General features: G+C 71.4%; 24 protein-coding genes. 5 read left to right on the forward strand and 19 right to left on the reverse strand.

Annotated features, from left to right (window positions below; genetic code table 11):
- Positions 1-99: 99 nt before the first annotated feature.
- The 3 genes from KLO01_RS04475 to KLO01_RS04485 all read right to left on the reverse strand — a co-directional run bounded on the left by KLO01_RS04475 (position 100) and on the right by KLO01_RS04485 (position 4,544).
- Complete coding sequence (locus tag KLO01_RS04475; RefSeq protein ID WP_147062476.1) at positions 100-1,779, reverse strand: HNH endonuclease signature motif containing protein; 1,680 nt, start codon at positions 1,777-1,779, stop codon at positions 100-102.
- Positions 1,780-1,854: 75 nt separating this feature from the next.
- A complete protein-coding gene (locus KLO01_RS04480; protein ID WP_147062478.1) occupies positions 1,855-3,867 on the reverse strand; it encodes a HelD family protein in 2,013 nt (670 codons plus the stop codon).
- A gap of 56 nt (positions 3,868-3,923) precedes the next feature.
- Entirely contained in the window at positions 3,924-4,544 is a 621-nt protein-coding gene (locus KLO01_RS04485) for a TrmH family RNA methyltransferase (RefSeq protein WP_222611917.1), read from the reverse strand.
- Positions 4,545-4,598: 54 nt separating this feature from the next.
- Between KLO01_RS04485 and KLO01_RS04490 the strand changes: the two genes are divergently transcribed.
- Positions 4,599-5,087, forward strand: a complete 489-nt coding sequence (locus KLO01_RS04490) for a DinB family protein (RefSeq protein ID WP_246136044.1) — start codon at positions 4,599-4,601, stop codon at positions 5,085-5,087.
- Positions 5,088-5,091: 4 nt separating this feature from the next.
- Here the strand turns inward: KLO01_RS04490 and KLO01_RS04495 are convergent, their stop codons facing one another.
- The 7 genes from KLO01_RS04495 to KLO01_RS04525 are packed head-to-tail and all read right to left on the reverse strand — an operon-like array spanning position 5,092 to position 14,275.
- Positions 5,092-5,376 carry a DUF7218 family protein gene (locus tag KLO01_RS04495; protein ID WP_147062482.1) on the reverse strand — a complete coding sequence of 95 codons (285 nt, stop codon included), beginning with the start codon at positions 5,374-5,376 and terminating at the stop codon, positions 5,092-5,094.
- A 39-nt stretch (positions 5,377-5,415) separates the two neighbouring features.
- Complete coding sequence (gene narI, locus KLO01_RS04500; protein WP_147062484.1) at positions 5,416-6,153, reverse strand: respiratory nitrate reductase subunit gamma; 738 nt, start codon at positions 6,151-6,153, stop codon at positions 5,416-5,418.
- Positions 6,150-6,875: a nitrate reductase molybdenum cofactor assembly chaperone gene (gene narJ / locus KLO01_RS04505; RefSeq protein ID WP_147062486.1), complete on the reverse strand. Its 726-nt coding sequence runs from the start codon at positions 6,873-6,875 to the stop codon at positions 6,150-6,152. The genes narI and narJ overlap by 4 nt, the downstream gene beginning before the upstream one ends.
- Positions 6,875-8,572 (reverse strand): nitrate reductase subunit beta, encoded by a 1,698-nt coding sequence (gene narH / locus KLO01_RS04510; protein ID WP_147062488.1) that lies wholly within the window; start codon positions 8,570-8,572, stop codon positions 6,875-6,877. The genes narJ and narH overlap by 1 nt, the downstream gene beginning before the upstream one ends.
- Before the next feature lie 2 nt (positions 8,573-8,574).
- Positions 8,575-12,297, reverse strand: a complete 3,723-nt coding sequence (locus tag KLO01_RS04515; protein ID WP_147062490.1) for a nitrate reductase subunit alpha — start codon at positions 12,295-12,297, stop codon at positions 8,575-8,577.
- Entirely contained in the window at positions 12,294-13,022 is a 729-nt protein-coding gene (locus tag KLO01_RS04520) for a helix-turn-helix transcriptional regulator (RefSeq protein WP_147062492.1), read from the reverse strand. Before KLO01_RS04520 ends, KLO01_RS04515 begins: the two co-directional genes overlap by 4 nt.
- Positions 13,019-14,275 carry an MFS transporter gene (locus KLO01_RS04525; protein ID WP_147062494.1) on the reverse strand — a complete coding sequence of 419 codons (1,257 nt, stop codon included), beginning with the start codon at positions 14,273-14,275 and terminating at the stop codon, positions 13,019-13,021. The genes KLO01_RS04520 and KLO01_RS04525 overlap by 4 nt, the downstream gene beginning before the upstream one ends.
- 166 nt (positions 14,276-14,441) lie before the next feature.
- Between KLO01_RS04525 and KLO01_RS04530 the strand changes: the two genes are divergently transcribed.
- The gene (locus KLO01_RS04530; RefSeq protein ID WP_147063118.1) at positions 14,442-15,137 is read left to right on the forward strand and encodes a VTT domain-containing protein; all 696 of its coding nucleotides are present in this window, start codon (positions 14,442-14,444) and stop codon (positions 15,135-15,137) included.
- Between the two features lie 43 nt (positions 15,138-15,180).
- Positions 15,181-16,194 carry an NYN domain-containing protein gene (locus KLO01_RS04535; RefSeq protein WP_147062496.1) on the forward strand — a complete coding sequence of 338 codons (1,014 nt, stop codon included), beginning with the start codon at positions 15,181-15,183 and terminating at the stop codon, positions 16,192-16,194.
- Between the two features lie 24 nt (positions 16,195-16,218).
- Here KLO01_RS04535 and KLO01_RS04540 read toward each other — a convergent pair whose 3' ends face one another.
- From KLO01_RS04540 to KLO01_RS04560, 5 genes are read right to left on the reverse strand one after another with little or no spacing between them, the layout of a single operon-like run.
- Positions 16,219-16,851, reverse strand: coding sequence for a response regulator (locus KLO01_RS04540; RefSeq protein ID WP_147062498.1), 633 nt, complete (start codon positions 16,849-16,851; stop codon positions 16,219-16,221).
- Complete coding sequence (locus KLO01_RS04545) at positions 16,848-18,062, reverse strand: sensor histidine kinase (RefSeq protein WP_147062500.1); 1,215 nt, start codon at positions 18,060-18,062, stop codon at positions 16,848-16,850. The genes KLO01_RS04540 and KLO01_RS04545 overlap by 4 nt, the downstream gene beginning before the upstream one ends.
- Positions 18,063-18,069: 7 nt before the next feature.
- Entirely contained in the window at positions 18,070-18,864 is a 795-nt protein-coding gene (locus tag KLO01_RS04550) for an ABC transporter permease (protein WP_147062502.1), read from the reverse strand.
- Positions 18,861-19,754 (reverse strand): ABC transporter ATP-binding protein, encoded by an 894-nt coding sequence (locus KLO01_RS04555; RefSeq protein WP_147062504.1) that lies wholly within the window; start codon positions 19,752-19,754, stop codon positions 18,861-18,863. The genes KLO01_RS04550 and KLO01_RS04555 overlap by 4 nt, the downstream gene beginning before the upstream one ends.
- Before the next feature lie 3 nt (positions 19,755-19,757).
- Positions 19,758-21,014 (reverse strand): MFS transporter, encoded by a 1,257-nt coding sequence (locus tag KLO01_RS04560; RefSeq protein ID WP_147062506.1) that lies wholly within the window; start codon positions 21,012-21,014, stop codon positions 19,758-19,760.
- Positions 21,015-21,067: 53 nt separating this feature from the next.
- Between KLO01_RS04560 and KLO01_RS04565 the strand changes: the two genes are divergently transcribed.
- Positions 21,068-21,631 carry an ArsR/SmtB family transcription factor gene (locus tag KLO01_RS04565; RefSeq protein WP_147062508.1) on the forward strand — a complete coding sequence of 188 codons (564 nt, stop codon included), beginning with the start codon at positions 21,068-21,070 and terminating at the stop codon, positions 21,629-21,631.
- Between the two features lie 10 nt (positions 21,632-21,641).
- Here the strand turns inward: KLO01_RS04565 and KLO01_RS04570 are convergent, their stop codons facing one another.
- Positions 21,642-22,418, reverse strand: coding sequence for an SDR family NAD(P)-dependent oxidoreductase (locus tag KLO01_RS04570; protein WP_147062510.1), 777 nt, complete (start codon positions 22,416-22,418; stop codon positions 21,642-21,644).
- Between the two features lie 244 nt (positions 22,419-22,662).
- On the opposite strand from KLO01_RS04570, the gene KLO01_RS04575 reads away from it, so the two are divergent.
- Positions 22,663-24,135, forward strand: a complete 1,473-nt coding sequence (locus KLO01_RS04575; protein ID WP_246136045.1) for an HNH endonuclease signature motif containing protein — start codon at positions 22,663-22,665, stop codon at positions 24,133-24,135.
- 13 nt (positions 24,136-24,148) lie between these two features.
- Here KLO01_RS04575 and KLO01_RS04580 read toward each other — a convergent pair whose 3' ends face one another.
- The 3 genes from KLO01_RS04580 to pyrE all read right to left on the reverse strand — a co-directional run bounded on the left by KLO01_RS04580 (position 24,149) and on the right by pyrE (position 26,004).
- Complete coding sequence (locus tag KLO01_RS04580; RefSeq protein WP_147062512.1) at positions 24,149-24,577, reverse strand: FHA domain-containing protein; 429 nt, start codon at positions 24,575-24,577, stop codon at positions 24,149-24,151.
- Positions 24,578-24,586: 9 nt separating this feature from the next.
- The gene (locus KLO01_RS04585; protein WP_147062514.1) at positions 24,587-25,360 is read right to left on the reverse strand and encodes a LemA family protein; all 774 of its coding nucleotides are present in this window, start codon (positions 25,358-25,360) and stop codon (positions 24,587-24,589) included.
- Positions 25,361-25,449: 89 nt separating this feature from the next.
- Entirely contained in the window at positions 25,450-26,004 is a 555-nt protein-coding gene (gene pyrE, locus KLO01_RS04590; protein ID WP_147062516.1) for an orotate phosphoribosyltransferase, read from the reverse strand.
- Positions 26,005-26,117 lie beyond the last annotated feature (113 nt).

Raw genomic sequence — 26,117 nt, forward strand, 5'->3', positions numbered from 1 at the left:
AAGGAATCGACATCCGTGGTCGAAGAACTCGGCGTATGCCGTCCGCTCCCCTTGGGTGGCGTGCCGACCGGGCGCTGCCCACCCCTTCGGCCGGCCCGCTCAGAAGGGGATGGCGTCGGTCCCGACAGCCGGCTTCCGGGGTCGCGTGGGGAGGTCGATGTGGACGGTGACCTTGCGTCCGGTACGCCGGTGGCGGACCCGGCCGGTGTGGAGGTCGGCGTGTGGGAGCGGTCCGGAGATGAGGCGTCCTCGGGCGTCCCAGACCTTCGGGTGGGCTCGGGGTTCCAGGGGGATGGTTTCGTGGTCGAGGAGGGCGGCGAGCTCGTCCTCGAAGGTGGAGCGCTGCGTGGCGGGTCCGGTCGGTGGCGCGTGGGTGGGCGCCGTCGACGCGGCGGTTGCGGAGCGTGTGGCGGTGGCGAGGTGGAGGTGGTCCACGGGCCAGGTGGTGTGTTCGCGTCCGGTGGGGTCGCGCCAGGTGATGGTGCGGTCGGAGTGCAGGCGCAGGGTCCAGCCGGGTCGTTGCTTGATCCGGTGGTGGTGTCGGCACAGGGCGATGAGGTTGGCCGCGCTGGTGGGTCCGAGCGGCCAGGGCCGGACGTGGTCGAGGTCGCAGAGGCGTGCAGGGGTGGAGCAGCCGGGGAACCGGCACGACCCGTCGCGCAGCCTGACGAGCCGGGCCATGCCGGCGGGGATCCGGTAGGCCTCGCTGGCGTCGCTGCCGGAGGCGCTGGCGGCACGGCGGGTGCGGCCGGAGGCGAGGGAGGCGGGTACGTCCCCGGACAGCAGCGCACCGGTGGCGGGGTCGCACACGAGTTCACGGTCGCGACCGACACTGCGATCGGCGGCGGCGAGGGCGTCGTCGACCCAGGCGCGGGGGACGAACGTCGTGCCGGGCGCACCGAGCCCACCGACCTCGACCAAGCCGTTGCCCGTGTCCTCGCATGCGGAGTCGCTCGCGTCGTTGCTGCTGGTCGTCGGGGCGGGTTCGTCGGTGGCGGCGCGGGTGGTGTGGAGGACGATGGACACGTCGCTGTGGTCGAGGACGAGCTCCATGAGGGCGTCGGCACGCGCGACCTCGAGGGTGGGCGCGGACCCCTCACGGACCTTGCGTCGGGCGAGCTCGGTGACCGCGGCCCACGCGGCGCGCGACTGCTCGACGAGGAACTCACCACGCCACGCGTCGGTGCCGTGGCTGCCCACCCGCCGGGTCAGCCCCCGGCGGGAGCGTTCATCGGCGGCGCGCGCAGCGACGGCGTCGGGGTCCACGATCGCCGCAGCTCGGGCCAGGAGACGGCGCAGCGGCCCAACGGTCAGACCGCCCCACCGGGGAGCGACCAGCCCGATGACCGCCGCGGCGGACTGCGCGCACAGGTACTCGGTCTCCTCGGTCACGGCTGCGGCGCGTTGCTCGTCGAGGTCCCCGCCGGCCATCGCGTCCACGACCTCCGGGGTGCGGGTCAGCTGGTCGATGGCCTGGCTGACCCGTCGTGACGCGACGTGCACCGACACCCCCATCCGCGGTGCGGCGAGCTCGGGAGCATCCATCCGCTGGTGGCCGAGCCCGTGGTGGACCTCGAGCGTCGAACCGTCCTCGAGCAGGTGCGGCTCACGCGCCGACAGGTGCGCCAACGCCACCGCCTGCCGCGCCGACGCCGCATCCTTCTCGCGTTGAGCGGCCTCGATGACCTCGAGCAGCTCCTGCGTCCCTAGCCCCTCCACCTCGGCGAGCAGCACGGCATACCGGCTCTCGTGGGCGGCAGACGCGGAGGTGGCTTCCATGAACAGATCTTACTCGAACACGCGTTCGAGTAGCAAGGGTTGTCCACAGCGAATTCCACTCAGCCACAGCGGAACTCAGCCGCCGGCGAGCGCCTCCGGCAGCGGACGGGCGTGGACCACGGTGAGGTCGGAGACGGCGCGGGTGAGAACGACGTAGAGGCGCCGCAGCCCCGTGCGCACGTCCGGCTCGGCCGCGGCGATCTCGGCCGGCTCGAGGACGAGGACGTGGTCGAACTCCAGACCCTTGGCGACGGTGGCCGGGACGAGGTCGACCTGGTGGTCGACGTCGCCATGAGTCGCCCCCAGCGTGCCGTGCTCGATGCCCGCCTTCGCCAGGGCCGCGGACATCTCGGCGACGCGGGCGTCGGGGACGATGACGCCGACGCTCCCCTCGAGTCCGCGCAACCGGTCCACCTGCGCCACGAGGGTGCCCGCGAGGTCGCCGGGTGCCGCCTCCACGAGGTCGAGCTGCCCGGGGTTGTCACGCACCGACTGCGGCGCCGCCAGTCCCGGGGCGGCCTCGGGCAGCAGCTGGGCCGCAAACTCGATGACGCTGGCCGGGACGCGGAACCCGCGTCGCAGCTCGGAGACGACGCCCTCGGGCTTGCCGAGGTGCCTCAGGCTCTCCTCCCACGACGCCGTCGACCACGGGGTCGTGCCCTGCGCGATGTCGCCGAGGACGGTCGCCGCACCCGTCGAGCACCGGCGGCCCACTGCCCGCAGCTGCATCGGCGAGAGGTCCTGGGCCTCGTCGAGCACGACGTGGCCGAGGCTCGGGGTGCGGTTGAGCAGGTCACCGAGCTCGTCGAGCAGCCACGTGTCGGCCAAGCTCCACTTCACCGATCCGGCTGTGCGAGAGGGCTTCTCCCACAGGAGCAGCTGCTGCTCCTCTGGCGTCAGGATCCCCTCGGCCGCCGCCGCGAGTGCATCGGCATCCGAGAGCAGCCGGTGCAGCAGGCGACGGGCGTCGACCTTGGGCCAGAGGGACGCGGCATACGCCTTGACGGGAGCGCTGCGCGCGACGGCGTCCTGGACACGGTCGTCGGGGTACTCACCCAGCGCCTCCATCCGGACGAGGACGGCGTGCGCGAGCCGCTGCGGGAGCAGCTGGCGGGCGGCGTCGTATCGGATCTCGCGTCCCGCGAGCCCGTCGACGAGCGGGGCGATGTCGTATGCCGGGACGCGCCACCTGCGGGACCCGCGCGGCACGACCATCGCCTCGTCCGGTGGCACGAGGTGCGACCACACCGCCCGGTGAAGGACCTGCGCCATGCGGGCGTCGCCCTTGAGCCGGGCCACCTCGGTGGCCTCCGTGGCGCGCACGGGGACCGAGGCGGTGAGCGCCTCGATGCTCGTGTGCTTCACCTCGACCTCGCCGAGGGTGGGGAGGACGGCACCGATGTGCTCGAGGAAGGCCTCGTTGGGTCCGATGACGAGGACGCCGCTGCGGCTCAGCCGCTCCCGGAAGGCATAGAGGAGCCACGCCGCGCGGTGCAGGCCCACGGCGGTCTTGCCGGTGCCGGGCGCCCCCTGGATGCAGACCGTCGTCGTCGCGTCGACGCGCACGAGGGCGTCCTGCTCGGGCTGGATGGTCGCGACGATGTCGCGCATGGGTCCGACGCGGGGCCGCTCGATCTCGGTCGCGAGGATCTGCGACTTCGCGTCCGGCTCGGCCGCGTCGAGGAGGTGCTCGTCCTCCATCGCGGTGATCCGGCCGTGGTCGTAGCCGAAGCGGCGTCGCAGCCGGACCCCGAGCGGGTCGGCGTGCGAGGCCCGGTAGAACGTCGTCGACACCGGTGCGCGCCAGTCGATGACGAGCGGGTCACCCGTGTCGTCGGTGACGTGGCGGCGGCCGATGTACCAGCGCTCGTCGGTGTCGAGGTCGACCCGCCCGAAGAAGAGCGCGGTCGTCGGGTCGTCCTCGAGCGAGCGGGCGCGTCGCCAGAGGGTCTCGGCCAGGGCCTCCGCGGAGACGGCGTTGCCGCTCTGCACGTCGAGGGCCAGGGTGCGTTCGCGCATCCGCGCCAGCTCGGCGCGGGCGGTCGCGAGGTGGGTGCGTTCTTCGGTGAGCTCCTCATGAGTGGGCATGACGAAGTCGTCTCTCCTGAGCTCAGGTCCGATGGGGGGAAGAGACAGCCTAGAGGTCAGGAGGGCCTTTGGTCGAAGACATGGCGCCGGACCCACGCGTGCATCGCGACCGCAGCGGCCGCGCCGGCGTTGATCGAGCGGGTCGACCCGAACTGCTCGATGTGCAGCGTGGCCTCGCACTCCGCCCTCATCGCCGCGGACAACCCGGGGCCCTCCTGCCCGAAGACGAGCATCGCGTGGCGCGGGAGGTCGTAGGTCTCGAGCGCCCGGCTGCCGGGAAGGTTGTCGATCCCGATGAGCCGTATGCCGTGTGCCCCGGCCCACGTCGCGAGGTCACCCGGGGTGGGGTGGTGGTGCTCGTGCTGGTAGCGGTCGGTGACCATGGCGCCGCGCCGGTTCCACCGCCGCCGGCCGATGATGTGGAAGGCGGCGGCGCCCATGGCGTTGGCGGTGCGCACCACGGAACCGATGTTGAAGTCGTGCTCCCAGTTCTCGATCGCGACGTGGAAGTCGTGCCGACGCGTGTCGAGGTCGGCGACGATCGCGTCGTGCCGCCAGTAGCGGTAGGCGTCGACGACGTTGCGGCGGTCGCCGTCACGCATCAGGTCCGGGTCGAGCCGCTCGTCGTCTGGCCACGGCCCCTCCCACGGTCCGACACCGACCTCGTCGCCGCTCACGAGGTCGCGGCATCTCGGTTGCTGCTGTCGGTCATGGGCACCACGATGTCAGGCATGGGACAGCTGCTGGACGAGAGGGACACCTACGCCGACTACCTGGGCAGCCGACGCGAGCTCTTCGTCCTCAAGTGCGAGGGGCTCACGCCCGAGCAGCTCGCCCTGCGGTCGGTGCCACCGTCGTCGATGTCGCTGCTCGGGATGGTGCGCCACCTCGCCGAGGTCGAGCGGGGGTGGTGGCGCCGCACCCTCGACGGCGGCCGGCCCGAGCGGTTGTGGGGTCCGCCGCGCCGGGACGACGACTGGAACGGCGCCGTCGGCACCCAGGAGTGCGTCGACGAGGCGTGGTCCGCGTGGCGCGAGGAGGTGGCGTTCGGCGAGCAGTGGCTCGCGGCTCACGACGACATGGGTGCCGTCGTCGACGGCGGCCACCACGGGCAGCTCAACGTCCGCGACGTCGTCGTCCACCTCATCGAGGAGTACGCCCAGCACCTCGGCCACGCAGACCTGCTGCGCGAGTGCATCGATGGCCGCACCGGCCACTAGCGCCTCAGTGGTTGCGGAGCGCGTCGATGAGCTCGTCCTTGCTCATCGACGACCGCCCCTCGATGTCGAGCTCCCTGGCACGCTCGCGCAGCTCCTCGACCGTGCGGTCCTCGTAGTCCTGCGCCGCACCGCCGCGCTCCCCCATCTCGGAGCGTGACGTCGCCGCGGCGGCGTTCGAGATCCGCGCCGCCTTCTCCTTGCTCGCGCCGTCGTCACGCAGCTTCTCGTAGAGCTCCGGGTCCTTGATGCTCGGTCCCGGGTCCTTCGAACCGCTCTTTCCCGTGGGCATGGCTCCTCCTCGAGGTCGGTGACGTGCGGGTCCTGCCGACTATTGCACCTTCTCCCACCCACGCTTCTGGGCGCGGGTGCCCGTTCCGCGGCCGGGTCGCTCGTCCCGGCTCCGGTAGACGATCCAGGGACGGGTGAGATAGCCCAGCGGCGCCGAGAAGACGTGCACGAGACGGGTGAACGGCCACATGGCGATGAGCGTGAAGGCGAGGAACGCGTGCAGCCTGAACCCGACCGGAGCAGCCGCCATGAGGCTCGCGTCCGGCTGGAACCAGAAGATCTGCCGGAACCACGGCGAGACGCCGTCGCGGTAGTTGTACTCACCGCCGATGGTGAACAGGCTGCCCGCCACCGTGTTCCACATGCCGAGGACGATCACGGTGCCCAGCACGGCATACATGACCTTGTCGTTGACCGTCGTCGCCGAGAAGACCGGGCCGACCGTCCGGCGGCGGTAGACGAGGATCGCCAGGCCGACGACCGCGGCGATGCCCGCCGGGATGCCGCCGGCCAGTGCGATGACGTGGTACGCCTCGTGGCTCAGGCCGACGGCATCGGTCCAGTCCTGCGGGAAGAGCAGGCCGAGGACGTGACCGCCGACCACGCCGAGCATCCCGAAGTGGAAGAGGGGGCTCCCGATGCGCAGCAGCCGGCTCTCGTAGAGCTGCGAGCTGCGCGTCGTCCAGCCGAACTTGTCGTAGCGGTAGCGCCAGACGTGCCCGACGACGAAGACCGCGAGGCAGATGTAGGGGTAGATCACCCACAGGAAGGTGCTCATCGCCGGGCCCCGATCGTGACGGGAACGGGACCCGGACCGGCGGGGCCGCTGTCCGGTTCGGATCCGGGGCGGGCATAGGGGGCGTCCATCTCGGTGGAGAGGCCGACGAGCTCCTCGGGCGGGCCCTCGGCGACGAGCCGGGCCAGCGCCTCCTCGTCGTCGCCCACGAGCCGGGGCAGGGTCGCCCGCAACGCGTCGACGACGTCGAGCCACGGCGAGCGCCGCTCGCTCAGCGCCAGCCGGAGCAGCTCGATGCCGACACGGTGGTCGTTGAGCAGTCGCCACGCGACCCCGGCGTCGACGCTCGCCCCGAACTCGAGGACGACGGTGAGGTGGTCGGGCAGCTCGGCGTCCTCGTCGGTGAGCACTCCCCCGGCGCGGCGGTAGTCCTGCTTGATCCGGACCAGCGCGGCACCCCGGTTCCGGGTGTCGCCGTGCAGGTAGTAGGTGAGGTGCAGGCAGCACCGGCGGGTGACGTCGAACGTGTCGACGTAGGCGCGCTGCAGCTCCTCGAGATCCGCGGACGCGACGTGGGCGAGGAAGCGGGACAACGGCATACGGACGTCGTCGGGGAGTCCGGCGACCGCGTCGGTGAGCATGGGCACCCGCCCGACCAGGGTCTCGTCCGGGTAGTCGAGGAGCAGCGAGACGACCTGCCAGGCCGTCGCCTGCGCGGGCGCGCCGAGCCGCGAGGAGGACCGGCGGTGCCGGTTCCACGGCATCACGAGCCCGACTCCTCGGCCTCGTCCTCGCCCGGCCGGTCGGCGCGCGACGTCGGGAACATCCCGTCGGGCGCGCCCTTGCCGTCCCAGTTGAGGAGGTTGACCCGGCCGGCCGAGCTGCCGCCGCCCACCAGGGTCTCCGACGTCTGGCGCTGCTGCAGCATGTGGAAGTTCTCGATCGCGACGGGCGTGGCGTTGCCGCGGCCCGAGCCCTCGCCGAACGGCCCCGAGATGTCGAGCAGCTCGTCGTCGTAGCCCGTCACCGGGCAGTCGGTGGCGAGCTCCTCGAGCCCGTGCGCCTGCTCGGCGTGGGCCGTGGGGATGACGTAGCGCTCGTCGTACTTCGCGAGCGCCAGCAGCCGGAACATGTCGTACATCTCCTCCTCCGTCATGCCGACGGCAGCGGGGATGTGCGCCTGCGGGTCGCGCCCGAGGTTGATGTCGCGCATGTAGGAGCGCATCGCGGCGAGCTTGCGGAGCACGGCGTCGACCGGCCCCGTGTCGCCGGCGGTGAAGAGGTTCGCGAGGTACTCGACGGGGATCCGCAGCGCGTCGATGGCGCCGAAGAGGTTGTCCGAGTCCTCCGCGTCGTGGCCGGTGTCCTTGACGACGTCGACGACGGGCGACAGCGGCGGGATGTACCAGACCATCGGCATCGTGCGGTACTCCGGGTGCAGCGGCAGGGCCACCTTGTAGGTGTTGATGAGCGCGTTGACCGGGGAGCGCTGCGCTGCCGCGACCCAGTCACCCGGTATGCCGGCCCGCTCCGCCTCGCGCTGCACCTCCGGGTCGAAGGGGTCGAGGAAGACCGAGCGCTGCGCCTCGTAGAGGTCGTGGTCGTCCTCGACCGAGGCCGCCTCGAGCACCTTGTCGGCGTCGTAGAGCATGAGGCCGATGTAGCGCAGCCGTCCGACGCAGGTCTCGGCGCAGACGGTCGGGATGCCGACCTCGATACGCGGGTAGCAGAAGGTGCACTTCTCGGCCTTGCCGGTCTTGTGGTTGAAGTAGACCTTCTTGTAGGGGCAGCCGGTGACGCACATCCGCCAGCCGCGGCACCTGTCCTGGTCGACGAGGACGATGCCGTCCTCCTCGCGCTTGTAGATCGCACCGCTCGGGCACGACGCCGCACACGACGGGTTGAGGCAGTGCTCGCAGATCCGCGGCAGGTAGAACATGAAGGTCTGGTCGAACTCGAACGTCACCTTGTCCTCGATGCCCTTGAGCATCGGGTCCTTGGCCGCGTGCTCGAGGCTGCCGCCGAGGTCGTCGTCCCAGTTGGCCGACCACTCGATGTTGACCGGCTTGCCCGAGATGAGCGAGTGCGGCCGGGCGACGGGGAAGTTCTGCTGCGCGGGCGCGGTGAGCAGCGTCTCGTAGTCGTAGGTCCACGGCTCGTAGTAGTCGCTCATCGCCGGCATCCGGGGGTTGCTGAAAATGTTGAGCAGCTTGTTGAGCCGGCCACCGGCGCGCAGGGTGAGGCGGCCGCCCTTGGTGAGCGTCCAGCCGCCCTTCCACTTCTCCTGGTCCTGGTAGCCGCGCGGGTAGCCCAGCCCCGGCCGCGTCTCGACGTTGTTGAACCAGACGTACTCCATGCCCGAGCGGTTGGTCCACGCCTGCTTGCAGGTCACCGAGCAGGTGTGGCACCCGATGCACTTGTCGAGGTTCATGACCATCGCCATCTGCGCCATCGGTCTCATCGTCAGTACTCCACTCGTGCGGTGCGCTTGCGGATGGTCGTGACCTCGTCGCGGTTGTTGCCGATCGGCCCGATGTAGTTGAAGAAGTACGACAGCTGCGCGTAGCCACCGACGAGGTGGTTGGGCTTGAGCAGGATCCGGGTGAGGCTGTTGTGGATACCCCCGCGCTTGCGGTCGCGCTCGGTGAGCGGCACGTCGATGAGCCGGTCCTGGGCGTGGTGCATGTAGACGGTGCCCTCGGGCATCCGGTGGCTGACGATGGCCCGGGCTGCGACGACGCCGTTGCGGTTGACCATCTCGATCCAGTCGTTGTCGGCGATGCCGACCTTGGCCGCGTCCTTGTCGGACATCCACACCGACTGCCCGCCGCGCGAGAGGGCGAGCATGAAGAGGTTGTCCTGGTACTCGGAGTGGATCGACCACTTGTTGTGCGGGGTGAGGTAGCGCACCGACACGGCGATGCCGCGCCCCTCCTCCCTGCTCAGCTCGCCGACCGGGGCCTCCCCGAAGAGGGCGGTCATGTCGAGCGGTGGCCGGTAGACGGGCAGCGCCTCACCCATGCCGAGGAACCAGTCGTGGTCGACGTAGAACTGCTGCCGCCCGGTCAGGGTGTGGAACGGCTTGTGCCGCTCGATGTTGATCGTGAACGGGCTGTAGCGCCGTCCGCCCGACTCCGACCCCGACCACTCGGGGCTCGTGATGACCGGCACCGGGGCGACCTGGGTGTCGGCGAAGGTGATCTGCTTGCCCTCGTGCTCGGCCGCGAGGTCGGCGAGCCTCGTGCCCGTTCGCTTCTCGAGGAACCGGAAGCCCTGCGTCGCGAGGTGCCCGTTGGACACCCCGGCGAGGTGGAGCATCGCGTCGGCCATCTGGATGTCGGTCTCGACCCTGGGCTGTCCGTCGCCGGCTCCACCACGTCGTATGCCGTTGCGCTGGCGCAGGATCTCGACCTCCCGCTTGACGTCGTAGGCGACGCCCTTGGTGAGCATGCCGAGCTTCTCGAGGAGCGGCCCGATCGTCGTCATCTTGTCGAAGACCGCGGTGTAGTCGCGCTCGGCGACGGCGATGACCGGCATCGTCCTCCCGGGCACCGGTTCGCACTCGCCGCTCGCCCAGTCCTTGACCTCGCCGTGCACCGTCGCCATCGCCTCCGGGGTGTCGTGCCAGAGGGGTTTGGCGATGACGTCCTTGCGCGTGCCGAGGTGGTCGACGGCGAGCTCGCTGAACCTCTTGGCGATCGCCTTCCATGTCTCCCAGTCCGACTTGGTCTGCCACGGCGGGCTGATCGCGGGGTTGAAGGAGTGGATGAACGGGTGCATGTCGGTCGTCGACAGGTCGTGCTTCTCGTACCAGGTCGCGGCAGGCAGCACGACGTCGGAGAGGATCGTCGAGCTCGTCATCCGGAAGTCGAGGGTGAGGAGCAGGTCGAGCTTGCCCTCGAGGGCCGAGTCGGGCCATTCGACGCCCTGCGGCCGATGCGCGGGGCCGGCCTCGCGGGCCGTGGCCGCGCTGTCGGTGCCGAGCAGGTGGCGCAGGAAGTACTCGTTGCCCTTGGCCGAGCTGCCCAGCAGGTTGGAGCGCCAGAGCGACAGCACCCGCGGGTGGTTGGTGCCCGACTCGGGGTCGTCGACCGCGAAGCGGAGACGCCCCTCCTTGAGCTCCTGCGCGACGTAGGCCGGGGCCTCCATGCCCGCGGCCTCGGCGTCGTCGGCGAGGTCGAGGGAGCTCCGGTCGAACGTCGGATAGCTGGGGGTCCACCCCAGCCGCACCGACTGCGACAGCAGGTCCATGACGCTCCTGCCCGCGAACACGCCTGTGCCGGAGTCGAGGTCGTCGGCGGAGAACGTGTCGTAGCGGTACTGCGAGGTGTGGACGTACCAGTAGGCCGTCTGGTTCATGTGCCGCGGCGGGCGCTGCCAGTCGAGCGCGAAGGCCATGTGCTGGAAGCCCATGAGCGGGCGGATCTTCTCCTGCCCGACGTAGTGCGCCCAGCCGCCGCCGTTGCGTCCCTGGCAGCCGGTGATCGTCGTGAGCAGCAGGATGGCGCGGTAGATCTGGTCGCTGTGGAACCAGTGGTTCGTACCGGCACCGAGCAGGATCATCCCCCGGCCCTTGGTGTCGACGGCGTTGCGTCCCCACTCGCGCGCGAGCCGCTCCACCTGGGCTGCGGGGACGCCGGTGTGCTGCTCCTGCCAGGCGGGCGTCGCCGGGACGGTCGGGTCGTCGTAGCCGGTCGGCCAGGTGCCGGGCAGGCCCTCGCGGGCGACGCCGTACTGCGCGAGCAGCAGGTCGAGCACGGTGGTGACGAGGCGGCCACCGATGCGGCGGACCGGGACGCCACGGACCTCGTGGGCGACCTTGCCGTCGGCTCCGTCGAAGCGCGGGAGGGTGACCTCGACGACCTCGTCGGAGCTGCCGTGCAGGGTGAGCAGGGGGTCGACGTCGCCGAGCTGGAGGTTCCACCTGCCCAGCCCCTCGTCACCGAAGCGATCGCCGATGGACCCGTCGAGCACGGTGAGCTCACCGGTGCGCGCGTCGATGACGGCGGGCTTCCACATCGCGTTCTCGGAGTCGGACTTCGGTCCGCCCTCGATGTCGCCGGCGACGAGGTACTTGCCGGGCCGGTGGGCGCCGCCGTCCTCGCCCGGCACGAGGCAGACGAGGTTGGCGAGGTCGGTGTACTGCTTGTTGTAGTCGGCGAAGAACGGCTCGAGCCGGTCGACGAAGAACTCCTTGAGGACGACGTGGCCCATCGCCATCGCGAGCGCACCGTCGGTGCCGGGCCCGAGCGTGACCCACTCGTCGGCGAACTTGACGTTCTCGGCGTAGTCGGGCGCGACGGCGATGACCTTCTGCCCGCGGTAGCGCGCCTCCGCCATCCAGTGGGCGTCGGGCGTGCGCGTCAGGGGCACGTTCGAGCCCCACATGATGAGGTATGCCGCGTCCCACCAGTCCCCGGACTCCGGCACGTCGGTCTGGTCGCCGAACATCTGGGGTGAGGCGTTGGGCAGGTCGGCGTACCAGTCGTAGAACGAGAGCATCGGCGCGCCGACGAGCTCGAGGAAGCGCGAGCCCGACGCGTAGGAGACCGGCGACATCGCCGGGATCGGCGAGAAGCCGGCGATCCGGTCGGGCCCGTAGGTCTTGACCGTGTGGACGTGGGCGGCCGCGACGATGTCGACGACCTCCTCCCAGGTGGAGCGCACCAGCCCGCCCTTGCCCCGGGCCGACTTGTAGCGGGCGGCCTTCTCGGGGTCCTCGACGATCGACGCCCAGGCGAGCACCGGGTCGCCGCCGTGCGCCTTCCTGGCCTCGCGGAACATCCCGAGCAGGACGCCACGCACGTAGGGGTAGCGGATCCGGGTCGGCGAGTAGGTGTACCAGGAGAAGGCCGCCCCTCGCGGGCACCCTCGGGGCTCGTAGTCGGGGCGGTCCGCACCGGCCGACGGGTAGTCGGTCTGCTGCGCCTCCCACGTGATGATGCCGTCCTTGACGTAGACCTTCCACGAGCACGAGCCGGTGCAGTTGACCCCGTGGGTCGAGCGCACGACCTTGTCGTGGCTCCAGCGGTCCCGGTAGAACGCGTCGCCGCTGCGGCCCCCGCTGAGGTTGAGCGTCCGCCTGTCCTGCGACACCTCGCCCCGGGTGAAGAAGCGCCTCGTGCCGACGAGGGCGTCGGAGAGCCGGCCGTCGAGACCGGTCGGACCCGCGGGGGCCTGTGTCATGACGTGATTCCTCCTGTGGAGTCGGTCGCCCGGGTGTCGGGACCACTGCCGGACCGGTCGGCCAGGCGGAGCCGTGCGATGCACGTGTCGGGTGTGACGAGGGGCTCGAGGCTCACCTGGGCGTCGACCTCGCCGACCGCCTGGAGCGTGCCCTGGAGCAGGCCGCGGTGGATGCCGCAGACGACGTCGGGGTGGGCCTGAGCGAGCTCGAGGAAGGGACAGTGGTGCAGCGTCACGGTCAGCGCGAGGGCATCGGGGTCGACGTCCGTCTGCGGGGTGTAGCCCCACTCGCCGAGGAGGTCGCCGACATGGCGGCCGACCTCCTCGCAGCGGTCGTCACCGTCGGTCACCGGGTGCAGCCCGAGCTGCTCGCCCCGGGCGACGGCCCAGCGGATCCCGGCCCGCTGAGGGCTCAGCTGGTTGGCCCGAGCGGTGGACAGGATGGAGGTGAGCACCGACGCCAGCACCTCGAACGGCGCTTCGGGCCCCCGGCCCCGCAGGACGAAACGACGGTGCGGCCGACCCCGACCACCGCTGTGCACGACCCTGCCCTCGACGAACCCTGCCTCCTCGAGGCGGTCGAGGTGGAAGCGGATCGTCGTCACGTGCACGTCGAGCCGGTCCGCGAGCTCGGCCGCGGTGAGCCCGTCGTGGCTCCCGCTCGTCGACGCCTTCGCCAGCTCGTCGACGATGGCGCGACGCAGTGGGGCATCGAGGAGGGTCAACCCAGCTCCCTGCGGAACCCGACCAGGGCCAGGACGCCTCCGGCGATCGCGACGGCGGCGAGGAGCAGCAGACCGATGGTGTAGCTCCCCTGCGAGTCGTAGATCGCGCCCATGAGGAGCGGGGGCACGAACCCGCCGAGACCTCCGGCCGCGCCGACGACACCCGTCACGGCGCCGACCCTGGCCGGCTCGACGAGCGCCGCGACGAGGGCGAAGACCGCGCCGGCACCGGCCCCGAGCCCGGCCGCCATCCCGAGGAAGGCGACCGTCCCGACCGGCTCGAGGGCGAGCTCGACCCTCCCACCGCCGACCACGGCCGCGAGGATGGCGAACAGACCCGTGGCCACGAGCAGGACCGCGAGGACCTTGGGCTTGTTGAAGCGGTCGGCGAGCCAGCCACCCACGGGTCGGGCGAGGACTGCCACGACGACGAAGCCGGCCATCCGGAGCGCCCCGTCGCCCTTGCTCAGGCCGAAGTTGTTCACGAGGTAGGTCGGCAGGTAGACGCTGAACGCCACGAAGCCACCGAACGCGATGGCATAGAGGATCGCCAGCTTGAGGGCGACGGGCTGGGCGATGGTGCGGGCAGCCGCCGTGAGCCAGTTCCCCTGCCTCGCGGGCCCGCCCGTGACGGTCGGTGAGCGAAGGACGGTCCGGGCGATGACGGCATACACGGCAAGGAGGACTGCCACGAGGACGAAGGGTGCGGCACGCCCGAACCGGTTCGCGAGGGTGAGCGTCGTGAACGCGCTCACCGCCGTGCCACCGGTGCCCATGCCGAAGATGCCGAGGGCGGCTCCGCGGCGGGCCGGTGCGTGCCAGGAGTTGACGAACGGGACGCCCACCGCGAAGGCCGTGCCCCCGATCCCGAGGAAGAAGCCGCCGATGAGGAGTGCGGCGAGGCTCGTGCCGAAGAAGCCGAGGAAGAGCACCGGCACGATCGTCAGCACCGACACCGCGGGGAACATCACCTTGGCGCCGAGGCGGTCGGTCAGCGCACCCACGGGGATGCGGCCGAGCGACCCGACGATGACGGGCGTCGCCACGACGAGCGACTGCTGGAGCGAGGTCAGCCCGAGCTCCTCGCGCAGCGTCACCGCCAGGGGTGAGAGCAGCGCCCAGGCCCAGAAGCACAGGGCGAACCCCACGGTGGCGAGGACGAGCATGGTCCGTGCCGTGGCGGCGTCCGGGCCCATGGGCGGGCCTGCGGCGCGCTCGCGCTGGCTGGTGCGAGGACGGGGTTCATCGCTCATCGCGTGCTTCTTCTCTGTACGAGCAGGCGGGGCCTGCGACCGTCGAAAACTCAGCACTACGGACAGTAGTGGAGCCGGCCCGTCCTGTCCTCTCAATCCTCCAAAAAGCGGTCCGGGCGTGTTCAGCGAACGTCCAGCCGCACGGCATACCCTTGCGCGCGTGATGATGCCCATGCTCGGTCCCGACTGGATGGACCCCCAGTGGTTGTTCGACCAGTACGGCACGACGTTCTTCTGGTTGTCCCTCGCGATCGTCTTCGTCGAGTGCGGTCTGTTCTTCCCGATCCTCCCGGGTGACTCGCTGCTCTTCGCGGTCGGCATCTTCATCGCCGGCGGTGAGCTGCAGATCAACTTCTTCGTCGCGGTGCTCGCGCTCATCGTGGCCGCGTTCCTGGGCAACGTCGTGGGCTACGAGCTCGGCCGCCTGCTCGGCGCACCGCTCTACGAGCGCGACGGCAGGATCATCAAGAAGAAGTACTTCGACCAGACCCACGCCTTCTTCGAGAAGCACGGAGCCAAGGCCCTCGTCCTCGGGCGGTTCGTCCCGATCGTGCGGACCTACATCACCGTCGTCGCCGGCGTGAGCCGGATGGAGCGCCGCCACTTCTTCGTGTGGTCCGGCGTCGGCGCGGTGCTGTGGGTCCTGCTGCTCACGACCGCGGGCTACTTCCTCGGTGGCGTCGCGCTCGTCAAGGACCACCTCGAGGCCGCGATCCTGCTCATCGTCGCGTTCTCGGTGCTGCCGATGGTCTTCGAGGTCGTCCGCCACCGGCGTGCCACGCGTCGCGCCGTGGAGACCAGCGCGGCCGAGACCGCGGAGGTCGTCGAGGACGCCCACGAGGCGCGCCGCGACAACGCCTGACGCACTGACGGCCGCACCGACGGCACGCGGCTAGGGTCGGGCCATGAACGAGACCTCCCGAGTCGCTGTGTACATCGACTTCGACAACGTGGTGATCTCGCGCTACGACGACGTCCACGGCGCCGGTCACTGGCGCCGCGACGACGCAAGGCGGCACGCCCCGGGCGACGGCTCCGACGGCGAGGTGAGCCAGCGGCTGGCGGAGGCCAACGTCGACCTCGGCGCCGTCATCGACTACGCCTCCTCCTACGGCACGGTCGCCCTGGTCCGCGCCTACGCGGACTGGTCGGTCACGGCGAACGCCGCCTACAAGCACCAGCTCACCGACCGTGCGGTCGACCTCGTCCAGCTCTTCGCGACGTCGGGCACCAAGAACGGGGCGGACATCCGCCTGGCGATCGACGCGGTCGAGGACCTCCTCCGGCACTCCGACATCACCCACGTCGTCATCGTGGGCGGCGACTCCGACTACATCCCCCTCGCCCAGCGGTGCAAGCGGATGGGCCGGTTCGTGGCCGGGATCGGGGTCACCGGCTCCACGAGTCGTGCGCTCGTGGCCGCCCTCGACGCGTTCAGCTCCTACGGGGACCTCCCGGGGGTCGAGGACCGGCCCCTCACCGACGTGGCGGCCCCGGCCGAGGACGCTCCAGCTGCAGGCGTCCCCGCCACGGCGCAGAAGAAGGTCGCGACCAAGAAGGCCGCCGCGAAGAAGACGGCCGCCAAGAAGGCCGCCGACCCCGAGGCGCCCGGCAGCAGGGCCGCCGGCAAGAAGGCGGCCGTGGCCGCCGCGACGGTCCCCACGTTCAGCTCGGCCGCGACGACCCGGTCCGAGGCACCGGCGACGGCGTTGCTGCGCCGGGCGATGCAGGTGGGCTCCGGCCGCGATGACGGCTGGCAGTACTCCTCGAGCGTCAAGAGCCAGATGCAGCGCCTGGACTCGACGTTCAAGGAGAAGTCGCTCGGCCACTCCTCGTTCCGGGACTTCATCGAGGCGCACACGAGCCTCGTGGACACCAAGGTCCTCGACAACGGCCAGCTCCTCGTGCGCCTGCGCTGAGGCCGTCCGCCTCGGTGCCGCGGCTCAGTCCTGCGGCACCGCGATCAGACCGAGCCGGTATGCCGCGGTGACGGCTGCCGTCCGGTCGGTCACCTCGAGCTTGGCGAAGACCCGCAGCAGGTGGGTCTTGACCGTGGCCTCGCCGATGTAGAGCTCGCGCCCGACCTCGGCGTTGGACAGTCCCCGCGCGACGGCCTTGAGCACCTCGAGCTCGCGTGGGGTGAGCTCGACCCGGGCCGGTGCCCGCAGCCGCTCGGCGAGCCGGGCCGCGACCGGCGGCGCGAGCACGGTCTCGCCCAGCGCCGCCCGCCGGATCGCGTCGGCGAGCACTGCCGGCGGGGTGTCCTTGAGCAGGTACCCCCGGGCGCCGGACTCGACCGCGCGCACGATGTCGGCGTCGGTGTCGTAGGTCGTGAGGACGAGCACCTGCGGCGCACCGGGCTGCTCGCGCAGGCGCGCGGTCGCCTCGGCACCGTCCATGACCGGCATACGGAGGTCCATGAGGACGACGTCCGGCGTGAGGCGAGGGGTGAGCGCCAGGGCCTCGGCTCCGTTGCCGGCCTCGCCGACGACGTCGACGTCCTCGAGCTCGCCGAGCAGGGCGACCATGCCGGCCCGCACGACGGGGTGGTCGTCGACGACGAGGACGCGGATCATCGGGGCAGCTCCATGACGAGTCGGGTGCCGCGGGGGTCCCCGCGGTCGATGCTGACCTCGCCACCGAGCTCGGCGGCTCGGGCCCGCAGGCCGTCGAGCCCGAAGCCGGGTGGGGTGGTCGCGGGGTCGAACCCGCTGCCGTCGTCGGTCACCTCGAGGGCGACCCGCTCCGGCTCGTAGGCGAGGGTCACGGCCGCGGACGTCGCACCGGAGTGCCGCCGGACGTTCGACAGCGCCTCCTGCACGCCGCGCAGCAGGACGACCTCGGCGTTGCCACCGAGCGGGGCCGGCTCGCCCTCGACCGCCGACGTGACCCGTATGCCGGTCTCTCGCGTCACGGTGTCGGTGAGCCTGGCCAGCGCCTCGACGAGGGTGCGCGACTGGAGGTGGCCGGGTGTGAGCTCGGCGACGATGACCCGCGCCTCGGCGAGGTTGTCGACGGCGGTGCGCTCGATCATCGCGAGGCGTTCGCGGGCGGTGGCTGCGTCGTCGCGGTCGAGCGCGGACGTGGCCGCGCGGGACAGCGCGATGACCGACGTGAACCCCTGCGCGAGGGTGTCGTGGATCTCGCGGGAGAGGCGGCTGCGCTCGTCCTGGACGCCCTGCGCGCGTTCGACGGAGGCGAGCTGTGCCCGGGTCGACCGGAGCTCGTCGATCATGCAGGCCCGGCTCTCGGCCTCGGTGATGATCCGGTGGATGAAGAGGCCGAGGGCGGCCGAGAGCACGAACGAGATGATGACGGAGACGAGCGCCCCGGGCGCGGCCCCCGCCGGGTCGTCGGCGGGCACGACCGTCGCGGCGAAGAGCGCGGCCAGCGCCAGGCCCGTCCCGACGAGTGCCGGCCCCTTCTCGAAGGTCGCCCAGATCTGCGGGAAGAGGCAGAAGAAGAGCAGCCACGCCTCGAACTCGGGGTCGATGACGATGACGGTGAGGATGCAGGCCCAGGCACACAGCTGGTAGGCGACGGCATACACGGTCCCCTCGCGCTGGATCGCCCGGCGACCGAGCACCGCGTAGGCGACGGCGATGCCCAGCAGGAGCGCGACCGTGGGCGGGTGGCCGTGCGGGCCCGCGGGCTGGATGAGGGAGACGACGATCGCCGTCGCGACCAGGGCGTAGCAGCCGGCGTGCCACCACTTCGCCTGACCGCGCCACATCTGCGCGAGCTCGTCGCTCGAGAGCTCAGCGGGCGGGACGGGGGCCGAGTTCACGGTGCCATCATGTCGTGCCGCGCTTGAACCAGCGGAAGGTCAGCACGCAGAGCACGAGTCCCAGGACGGCCCAGACGCCGAGGACCATGGCGGTGCGGCCGTGCTCCCACGCGCCGGCCATCTCCATCGACGCGAGGTCGTCGGGGAAGAAGACCGAGCGCATGCCCTGGGCGATCCACTTGAGCGGGAAGACCGACGCGACCTGCTTGAGCCACTCGGGGATGTCGGTGAACGAGAAGTAGACGCCGGAGATGAACTGGAGGATGAGCATCGGCGCGACGACCACGGCGCCGACGGTCCGGGCGGACGCGAGCGAGCTGTAGGCGGTGCCGAGCACCGTCCCCGCGAAGGCACCGAGCCCGAAGACCCAGGCGAAGGTCAGCCAGCGTGCTGCCGTGTCGGGCAGGTCGACCCCGAACGCGAACTTCGCGACGGCGAGGAGCAGGACCTGCTGCGCCAGGGCGGTGGTCACGACGAGCCCGACCTTGCCGAGGAAGTACGACACCGGCGGCATGGGGGTGCTGCGCAGCCGCTTGAGGGTGCCGTCGTCGCGCTCGGCTGCGACCGACATCGCCATCGTCTGGAAGGACGTGAGCAGGATGCCGGCCGAGATCATGCCGGGCAGGAAGTACTCCGCGGCGCTCATCTGCGAGTCGCCACCCATCGAGTCACCGAAGATCACCGAGAAGAGCGCGAGCATCATGATCGGGAAGAGGAACGAGAAGAAGACCGCCTCCTTCTCGCGCGAGTACATCTTGAGCTCGAGGAGCGTGCGGTCGAAGCCCAGGGCGACGGCGTTCATGCCGGGACCTTCCGTGTCGTGGTGGCAGCAGGGGCGCCCTCGTCGTCCTGCGTGACGTGGGGGGCGATGAGCGTGAGGTAGGTGTCCTCGAGCGAGGGCCGACTCACGACGAGCTCGGGCACCTCTCCCCCGAACCGGTCGGCGAGGCGGCTCACCTCCAGGGTGGGGGTCGCGGTGCGCAGGGTGCGTCGTTCGCCGTCCTCGAGCCACGCCACCGTGGCCTCCTCGGAGGCGCGTCCGCCGAGGTTGGCGGGGGTGTCGAGCGCGAGGAGGCGGCCGCCGGCGATGACGCCGACACGGTCGGCGAGGTGCTCGGCCTCGTCGAGGTAGTGCGTGGTGAGCAGGATCGTCGTGCCCTCGGAGGCCAGGGTGCGGATGAGGCCCCAGAAGTCGCGCCGCGCCTGCGGGTCGAAGCCGGTCGTCGGCTCGTCGAGGAAGAGCAGCTCGGGGCGTCCGACGATGCCGAGCCCGACGTCGAGGCGGCGGCGCTGGCCACCCGACAGACCGGCGATGCGCACGTCGGCCTTCTCCTGGAGGCCCACCGCGGCGATGACCTCTTCGACGCTGCGCGGGTTCGCGTAGGTGTGCGCCGTCGACGCGAGGATCTCGCGCGGGGTGAGCAGGTCGAGTCCGGACGAAGTCTGCAGGACGATGCCGATCCGGTTGCGCCACAGGCGGTTCGCCGTGTGCGGGTCGGAGCCGAGGACGCTGACCTCACCGGCGTCGGCGGTCCGGAAGCCCTCAAGGATCTCGACGGTGGTCGTCTTTCCGGCGCCGTTGGGCCCGAGGAGCGCGAAGACCTCCCCCGTCTCGATGTCGAGGTCGAGGCCGTCGACGGCGCGCTTGGCGCCGTACGCCTTGACGAGTCCACGGATGCTGATCGCTGTCATGCCTCAAGCATGGTCCTGTCTGCTCCCGGTGGGGACCGACTGCCGGATGGACAGGCCGTCCACCGATCGGTGGACTCCCGCGCGGACACGTAGAGCGGCTGTCGCCGCGATGAGCAGGCCGACCGAGCCACAGACGACGTATGCCGTCCGCGCACCGACCTGGGTCCCGAGGACTCCGCCGATGGCGAGGGCGCCGATGGTGGCGGTGCGGGACAGCCCGCTGACGAGGGCGAGCACCTTGCCCCGGTCGTGCTCGACCACCTCTCGCAGCAGCAGGGCGAACACGAGGGCGTTGACGACGCCGAGGGCGAGGCCGATCGCGAAGGCGCACACGGCATACAGGCTGAGGGTGGGAGCGAGACCCTGACCGACCTGGAGGAGCGGGACGACCGCGATGCCGAGGAGGAGGCCACGGATTCGGGCGCCACGGGAGCGGACCGCGCCCGCCGCGAAGGAGCCGAGGACGAGCCCGACGCCGCTGACCGCCTCGGCGAGGCCGTAGCCGGTGGGGGTCGCGCCGAGCTCACCGCGGACGAGGAAGACCTCGACGGCGTTGACGGCCTCGACGGTGAGGATGATCGGGACGACCCCGAGCACGAGCGCTGCGAGGACGGGGTCCCGGCGCAGGGCGACGTAGCCCTCGCGAGGCAGCACTGCGGTCCGGCTGCGTGGGGACGGGGGTCGGCTGGCTCGCAGCGCCAGGGCAGCCCCGACGAGGCCGACGACGCTCGCCGCGTTGACGCCGAGGACGAGCTGGGTTCCCCAGTGCTGCACGAGGATCCCGGCCGCCGCCGCCCCGACGGGTGAGGCGAGGGACCTCATGCCCTGGGCGAGCGAGACGAACGTCCCGGAGAGCGACTCCCCCACGAGGAGCGGCATCACGGAGGTCCAGACGGGGTTGGCGAACGCGAAGCCGGTCTGCATGACGACCACCGCCACACAGGTCCACGCGAGGTCGGGCGCAAGGACCAGGCCCACCGCGCCGAGCGCCTGCACGGTGAGCGAGAGGACGAGAACCCGACGGGGGTCGTGCTGGTCGGCGACGGAGCCGGCGAGGCCCATGGTGACGACGATCGGCACGGCGAAGCAGATGAGCAGCGCCATGACGGCATAGGGCCCGTGGCCGCCGTCGTGCAGCTGGAGCATGAGCGCGACCATCGCCATGACGTCGCCCACCGTCGACAGCACGCTGGCCCCGAGGACGAGGCGAGCCTGACGCACGGCCAACACCCCGGCATACTCGTGAAGTAGTTGCTTCATACTTGTGAAGGTAACGCTTCACACTTTGGTCGGTCAAGACTAGGGTTGGCGTCATGGCGACGAAGCGACCCGACGAGCTGCGGATCACCGACCCGCTCGCACTGCGGGCCCTGGCCCACCCGGCACGGCAGCGGCTCATCACCGAGCTCTACTCCGGCGAGGTCCTCACGGCCACCGAGGCGGCCAGGCTCGTGGAACTCACCCCGTCGGCGACGAGCTACCACCTGCGCGCGCTCGAGAAGTGGGGCGTCGTCGAGCGCGACTCGTCCTCCGGTGACGGGCGCGAACGGCCGTGGCGCTCGACCGCCTCGTCGATCTCGATCCTGCCCGAGGCGCACCGGGCCGCGGGTCGTGACCTCAGCCGGTCGTCGCTGGCGAAGTGGTTCGTCGGGATGGACGCGGGGCTCGACCGGCTGGCGGAGTCGCTCGAGTCCGGCCGCGAGACGGGCATGACCTCGCGATCGCGGCTCTGGGTCACCGACGCCGAGCTCGAGGAGGTCAAGGGGCAGATGGAGGAGATCCTCAAGAGCTACCGCGGCCGGACCCGGCGCGACCACCCCGAGGACTCACGCCCGTGGGACGTCTACGCGATGGTCCTCCCTGCCGAGAACGGGTGACGGCCGCAGGTCAGAACGTCGTGTAGCCACCGTCGATGACGACGACCGACCCCGTGACGAAGCTCGACGCGTCGGAGGCGAGGTAGACGACGGTCGGCGCGATCTCCTCGGGGAGCGCGTAGCGCTGCATCGGGGCGTCGTCGATCCACCGGGGCTTGAACGCCGGGTCGTCGACGGGTGCCATCTCGGTCTTGACGTAGCCGGGCGCGACCGCGTTGACCCGGATCCCGAGCGGTGCCCACTCGGCGGCGAGGGACTTCGTCAGCTGGTGCACGGCCGCCTTCGAGGCGTTGTATGCCGGTTGCCACTGGGGCCTGTTGACGATGAGTCCCGAGATGGAGCCGATGTTGACGATGACCCCGCTGCGCTGGTCGGCGAAGTGCCGGCCGGCGACCTGACTCATGATCCACAGGCCCCGGACGTTGGTGTCGAACACGAGGTCCCACTCGTCGTCGGTCACCTCGAGGGCCGGGCGGTGCACGCAGGCCCCGGCGTTGTTGACGAGGACGTCGAGGCGTCCGGTGGCCTCGATCGCCGTCGCGACGACCCGCTGCGCGCTCGCCCGGTCGGTGACGTCGAGCCCGACGCCGACGACGGTGCGGCCTGTGGTCTCGGCCAGCTCCGCGGCCGCCGCGACGGAGGCCTCCTCGTCGCGGGCGCCGATGACGACGTCGGCCCCGGCCTCGGCGAGCGCCCGGGCGAACGCGAGGCCGAGCCCGCGGTAGCCGCCGGTGACGAGGGCCGTGCGGCCGGCGAGCGAGAAGGTGTCGAGGGCTGGTGTGCTCATGGCCCATTGTGGCGCGGGTCTCGGCGCGCGGGCCTCACCTTTGCCGCCCGAAGTGGGTTTCGTGCACGTGGCCCGGCTTCTGTTCTGCTGCGAGGTGCACGCTTGCGGGGTGTAGTCGTGGCGGCGTCACCCGGCTGTGTCCGCCTGCCGAGCCTCGTGGTCGTTTGCGTCACGTGCTGACGCAAACCCGGTGTGCCACAGTCGAACTCGGGTGGCTGTCAGTGCTCGGTCCTAGGGTTGTTTCATGGAGGGGACACCAGCACCGAGCGGGCCTGAGGGCCGGGTTCGTGCTGTGGTGTCGGCGCTCGCGGAGGTGTCGGCGGAGGGGTTGACCCAGGCGCAGCGGGTCGCGGCGGTGGCCGCACTGGAGGCGTTGAAGGGTGCCGCGGCGGCGGCGCAGGCACGGTTGACGGCCGCGGCGGTGGTGGACCGTGAGGCGCTGGGTGAGGACTCGCGCAGCGTGCGCGCCGACTTGGCGTTGGCGCGGCGGTGTTCGCCGACCCTCGCGGACCAGCACGTCGGGGTCGCACGGGCGCTCGTGGACGAGCTGCCCTGCACGATGGCGGCGTTGACGCGTGGGGAGATCAGTGAACGGCGCGCCACGATCGTGGTCCGGGAGACCGCGTGCCTGTCGCTGGAGCACCGCGGCGAGGTCGACCGGCGCCTGGCGGGCGTGATCGGCACGCTGGGTGACACGGCGTTGGCAGCCGCCGCGCGACGCGCGGGTGCCGCGCTGGACGCGGAGTCGTTGGCGCAGCGGCACCGCCGGGCGGTCGCGTCCCGTCGGGTCAGTGTGCGACCCGCGGCGGACGGGATGGCGTGGCTGTCGGTCCTGGGCCCGATGAAGGACGTCATCGGCGCCCACCTGGCCCTGACCCGTGAGGAGGGGCGCCGGCACGTCATCGACCCGGACCTGCCGGCCGACCAGTGGGAGGCCGCCGCGGCCGCGGCCCGGGCCGACGTGCGCGGCAGGGGCGCCTGGCTGGCCGACCGCGCCCTCGAGCTGCTGTCGGGCCGGGCACCGGGTCAGCCGCAACCGGTCGAGGTATCGCTCGTCATGACCGACCGGGTCCTGCTGCCCGCTGCCTTTGGTGGCGCCGCACCGGCGGACGACTGCGCCACCATCCCGGGGTGGGGACCGGTCCCGGGCGCGCAGGCCCGAGCCGCGGTCGCCGACGGTCTGGCTGACCCGGACGCGTTCGTGTGGCTGCGGCGGCTGTTCACCGACCCCACCGGACGCGACCTCGTGGCGCTGGACTCGCAACGCCGTAGGTTCCACGGCGGGCTGCGCCGCTTCCTCGAGCTGCGCGACCCGACCTGCCGCATCCCCTGGTGCGACGCCCCCGCGGTCCAGTCCGACCACGTGGTGCGCGCCGCCGATGGCGGCGCGACGTCCGGCGTCAACGGCGCCGGGATGTGCCAGCGCCACAACCTCGTCAAGGAGGAGCCCGGCTGGCACCTGCGCGTCACCTCCACCGGCCTCGACGACACCGGACTCGACGGCGACGGGCTCGCCGACACCGGGCCACACGCCATACGCATCACGACACCGACCGGACACACCTACGACTCGACCGCCCCACCCATCCTCGGACACGGCTGGTCACCCCACCGGCTCGACGACCTCGAACCCCCGTACGACCCCGCCGACGGACGCTACGTCCCCGACGACTGGGTCCCCGACGACGAGTTCTGGGTCGACGCCCGGGCGACCTGACGCCCCGCCCACCTCAGCTGAGGGGGGCCTCCCGCTTGAGGACGATCCGGGTCCAGGACCCGAGGTAGAGGACGTGACCCGACTCCACACTGTGCCCGGCAGCGATCGGGTCGTCCGGGATCTCGCCGATCGTCGACGAGACGTACGTGCCGTTGGCCGACCCGAGGTCCTCGACGACCCAGCCGAGACCGTGACGGGTGAGCTGTGCGTGTCGACGGCTCACACCCGCATCACCCTCGCAGTCGATCTGCGGGGCCACGGCCTTGACCTCGCTGTGCCGGCCGATGAGCACCTGGCTGCCCTGCAGCCGCACCACCGTGGGCGGGCCGAAGGCGGGCAGGCGGTCGGGGCTGCTCTGGCACTCGTACCACTGCGGGTCGACCCACACCTCGGCCACCCACGGGGAGGCAGCGCTCACCCGGGTGCCGGCGACGAGTGACACTCGATGCCCTCAGACGCGCGGTGCGGGAGGCGCCGGCGGAGGCGGGGTGTCGCCCGGGGCCGACGGGTCGATGGGCTGCGTCTGGTCCGCGGGGACGGCCGGCGGGGCACCAGCCGGTCCGGCCGGGGCGGCCGGGGTCTGCGCGGGCGACTGCGGGCTCGGCGGCGTCGCGGCGCTCGGCGCAGCGGGCGCGTAGCCACTGGGCGGCGGGATCGTCGCGTCGCGCTGGCCGAAGTCGACCTTCGGGGCCTCGCGCTGCTCGCCGACGGCCTCGAAGTACTCGGCCGTCTTGATGCCGAACATGCCGGCGATGAAGTTCGTGGGGACGGTCTCGACCTTGGTGTTGAGGTCACGCACGGTCGCGTTGTAGTAGCGGCGCGACGAGGCGATCCGGTCCTCGGTGGAGGTGAGCTCCTGCTGGAGCGCCATGAAGTTCTGGTTCGCCTTGAGGTCGGGGTAGGCCTCGGCGATGGCGAGGAGGCGACCGAGCGCCTGGCTCAGCATGTTCTCGCTCTCGGCCTGCTGGCCGGGCGACTGGTTCGGGGCCATCGCGGCGGAGCGCGCCTTGATGACGTCCTCGAGGGTGCCGCGCTCGTGGGCGGCGTAGCCCTTGACGGTCTCGACGAGGTTGCCGATGAGGTCGTGGCGCCGCGTGAGCTCGACGTCGATCTGGCGCCAGGCCTCCTGCACGAGGTTGCGCAGCTTGATGAGGCCGTTGTACATCCCGACGACGATGCCGACGAGCAGCAGCACGACGACGAGAATGATGATGGCGGTGATCATGTGAACTCCCCTGTTGGTGGCGTCTCGCTCGCGATCCTAGGGCCTGCCTGCCGCGAGCCCCGGGATCCGCAGGGGCACGACCGTGCGGGTCACGCCAGGCCGAGGTCCTCGAGCCCGAAGGCGTGCCGGTAGCCCAGACCGGCGCCGGCGAAGACCTGGGCGGCACCCGTGGCGCGGTCGGCGATGGTCGCGACACCGACGACGGTGGCCCCGGCCTCCTGGGCGGCCTTCGCGGCGTCGAGCGGCGAAGCGCCCGTCGTCGACGTGTCCTCGACGATGAGCACGCGACGACCCTCGATCGACGGTCCCTCGATCCGCTGCTGGAGGCCGTGCGCCTTGCCGGCCTTGCGGACGACGAAGGCGTCGAGGCGCTCCCCCGCAGCGGCAGCCGCGTGGAGCATCGAGGTCGCCACCGGGTCGGCGCCCAGGGTCAGCCCGCCGACGGCGTCGAACTCGAGGTCGGCAGCGAGGTCGCGCATGACCCGGCCGACGAGCGGGCTCGCCTCACCGTCGAGGGTGATGCGGCGCAGGTCGACGTAGTAGTCGGCCTCCTTGCCCGACGACAGCGTGACGCGGCCGTGGACGATGGCCTTGTCCTTGATGATCTCGAGCAGGCGGGCGCGGTCGGCAGCGATGTCAGTCACGGCCCCGAGGCTACCCACCCTCGGCGCGAAGGACTGGCTCGACCGGTGGGTCTCGGCGGGGTCGCCGTGCCATTCCCTGTATGCCGTGCCGTCGCTACCGTTCAAGGAGTCAC

Origin of the sequence: Knoellia locipacati (assembly GCF_007992835.1) — a bacterium.
Taxonomy (GTDB): Bacteria; Actinomycetota; Actinomycetes; order Actinomycetales; family Dermatophilaceae; genus Knoellia; species Knoellia locipacati.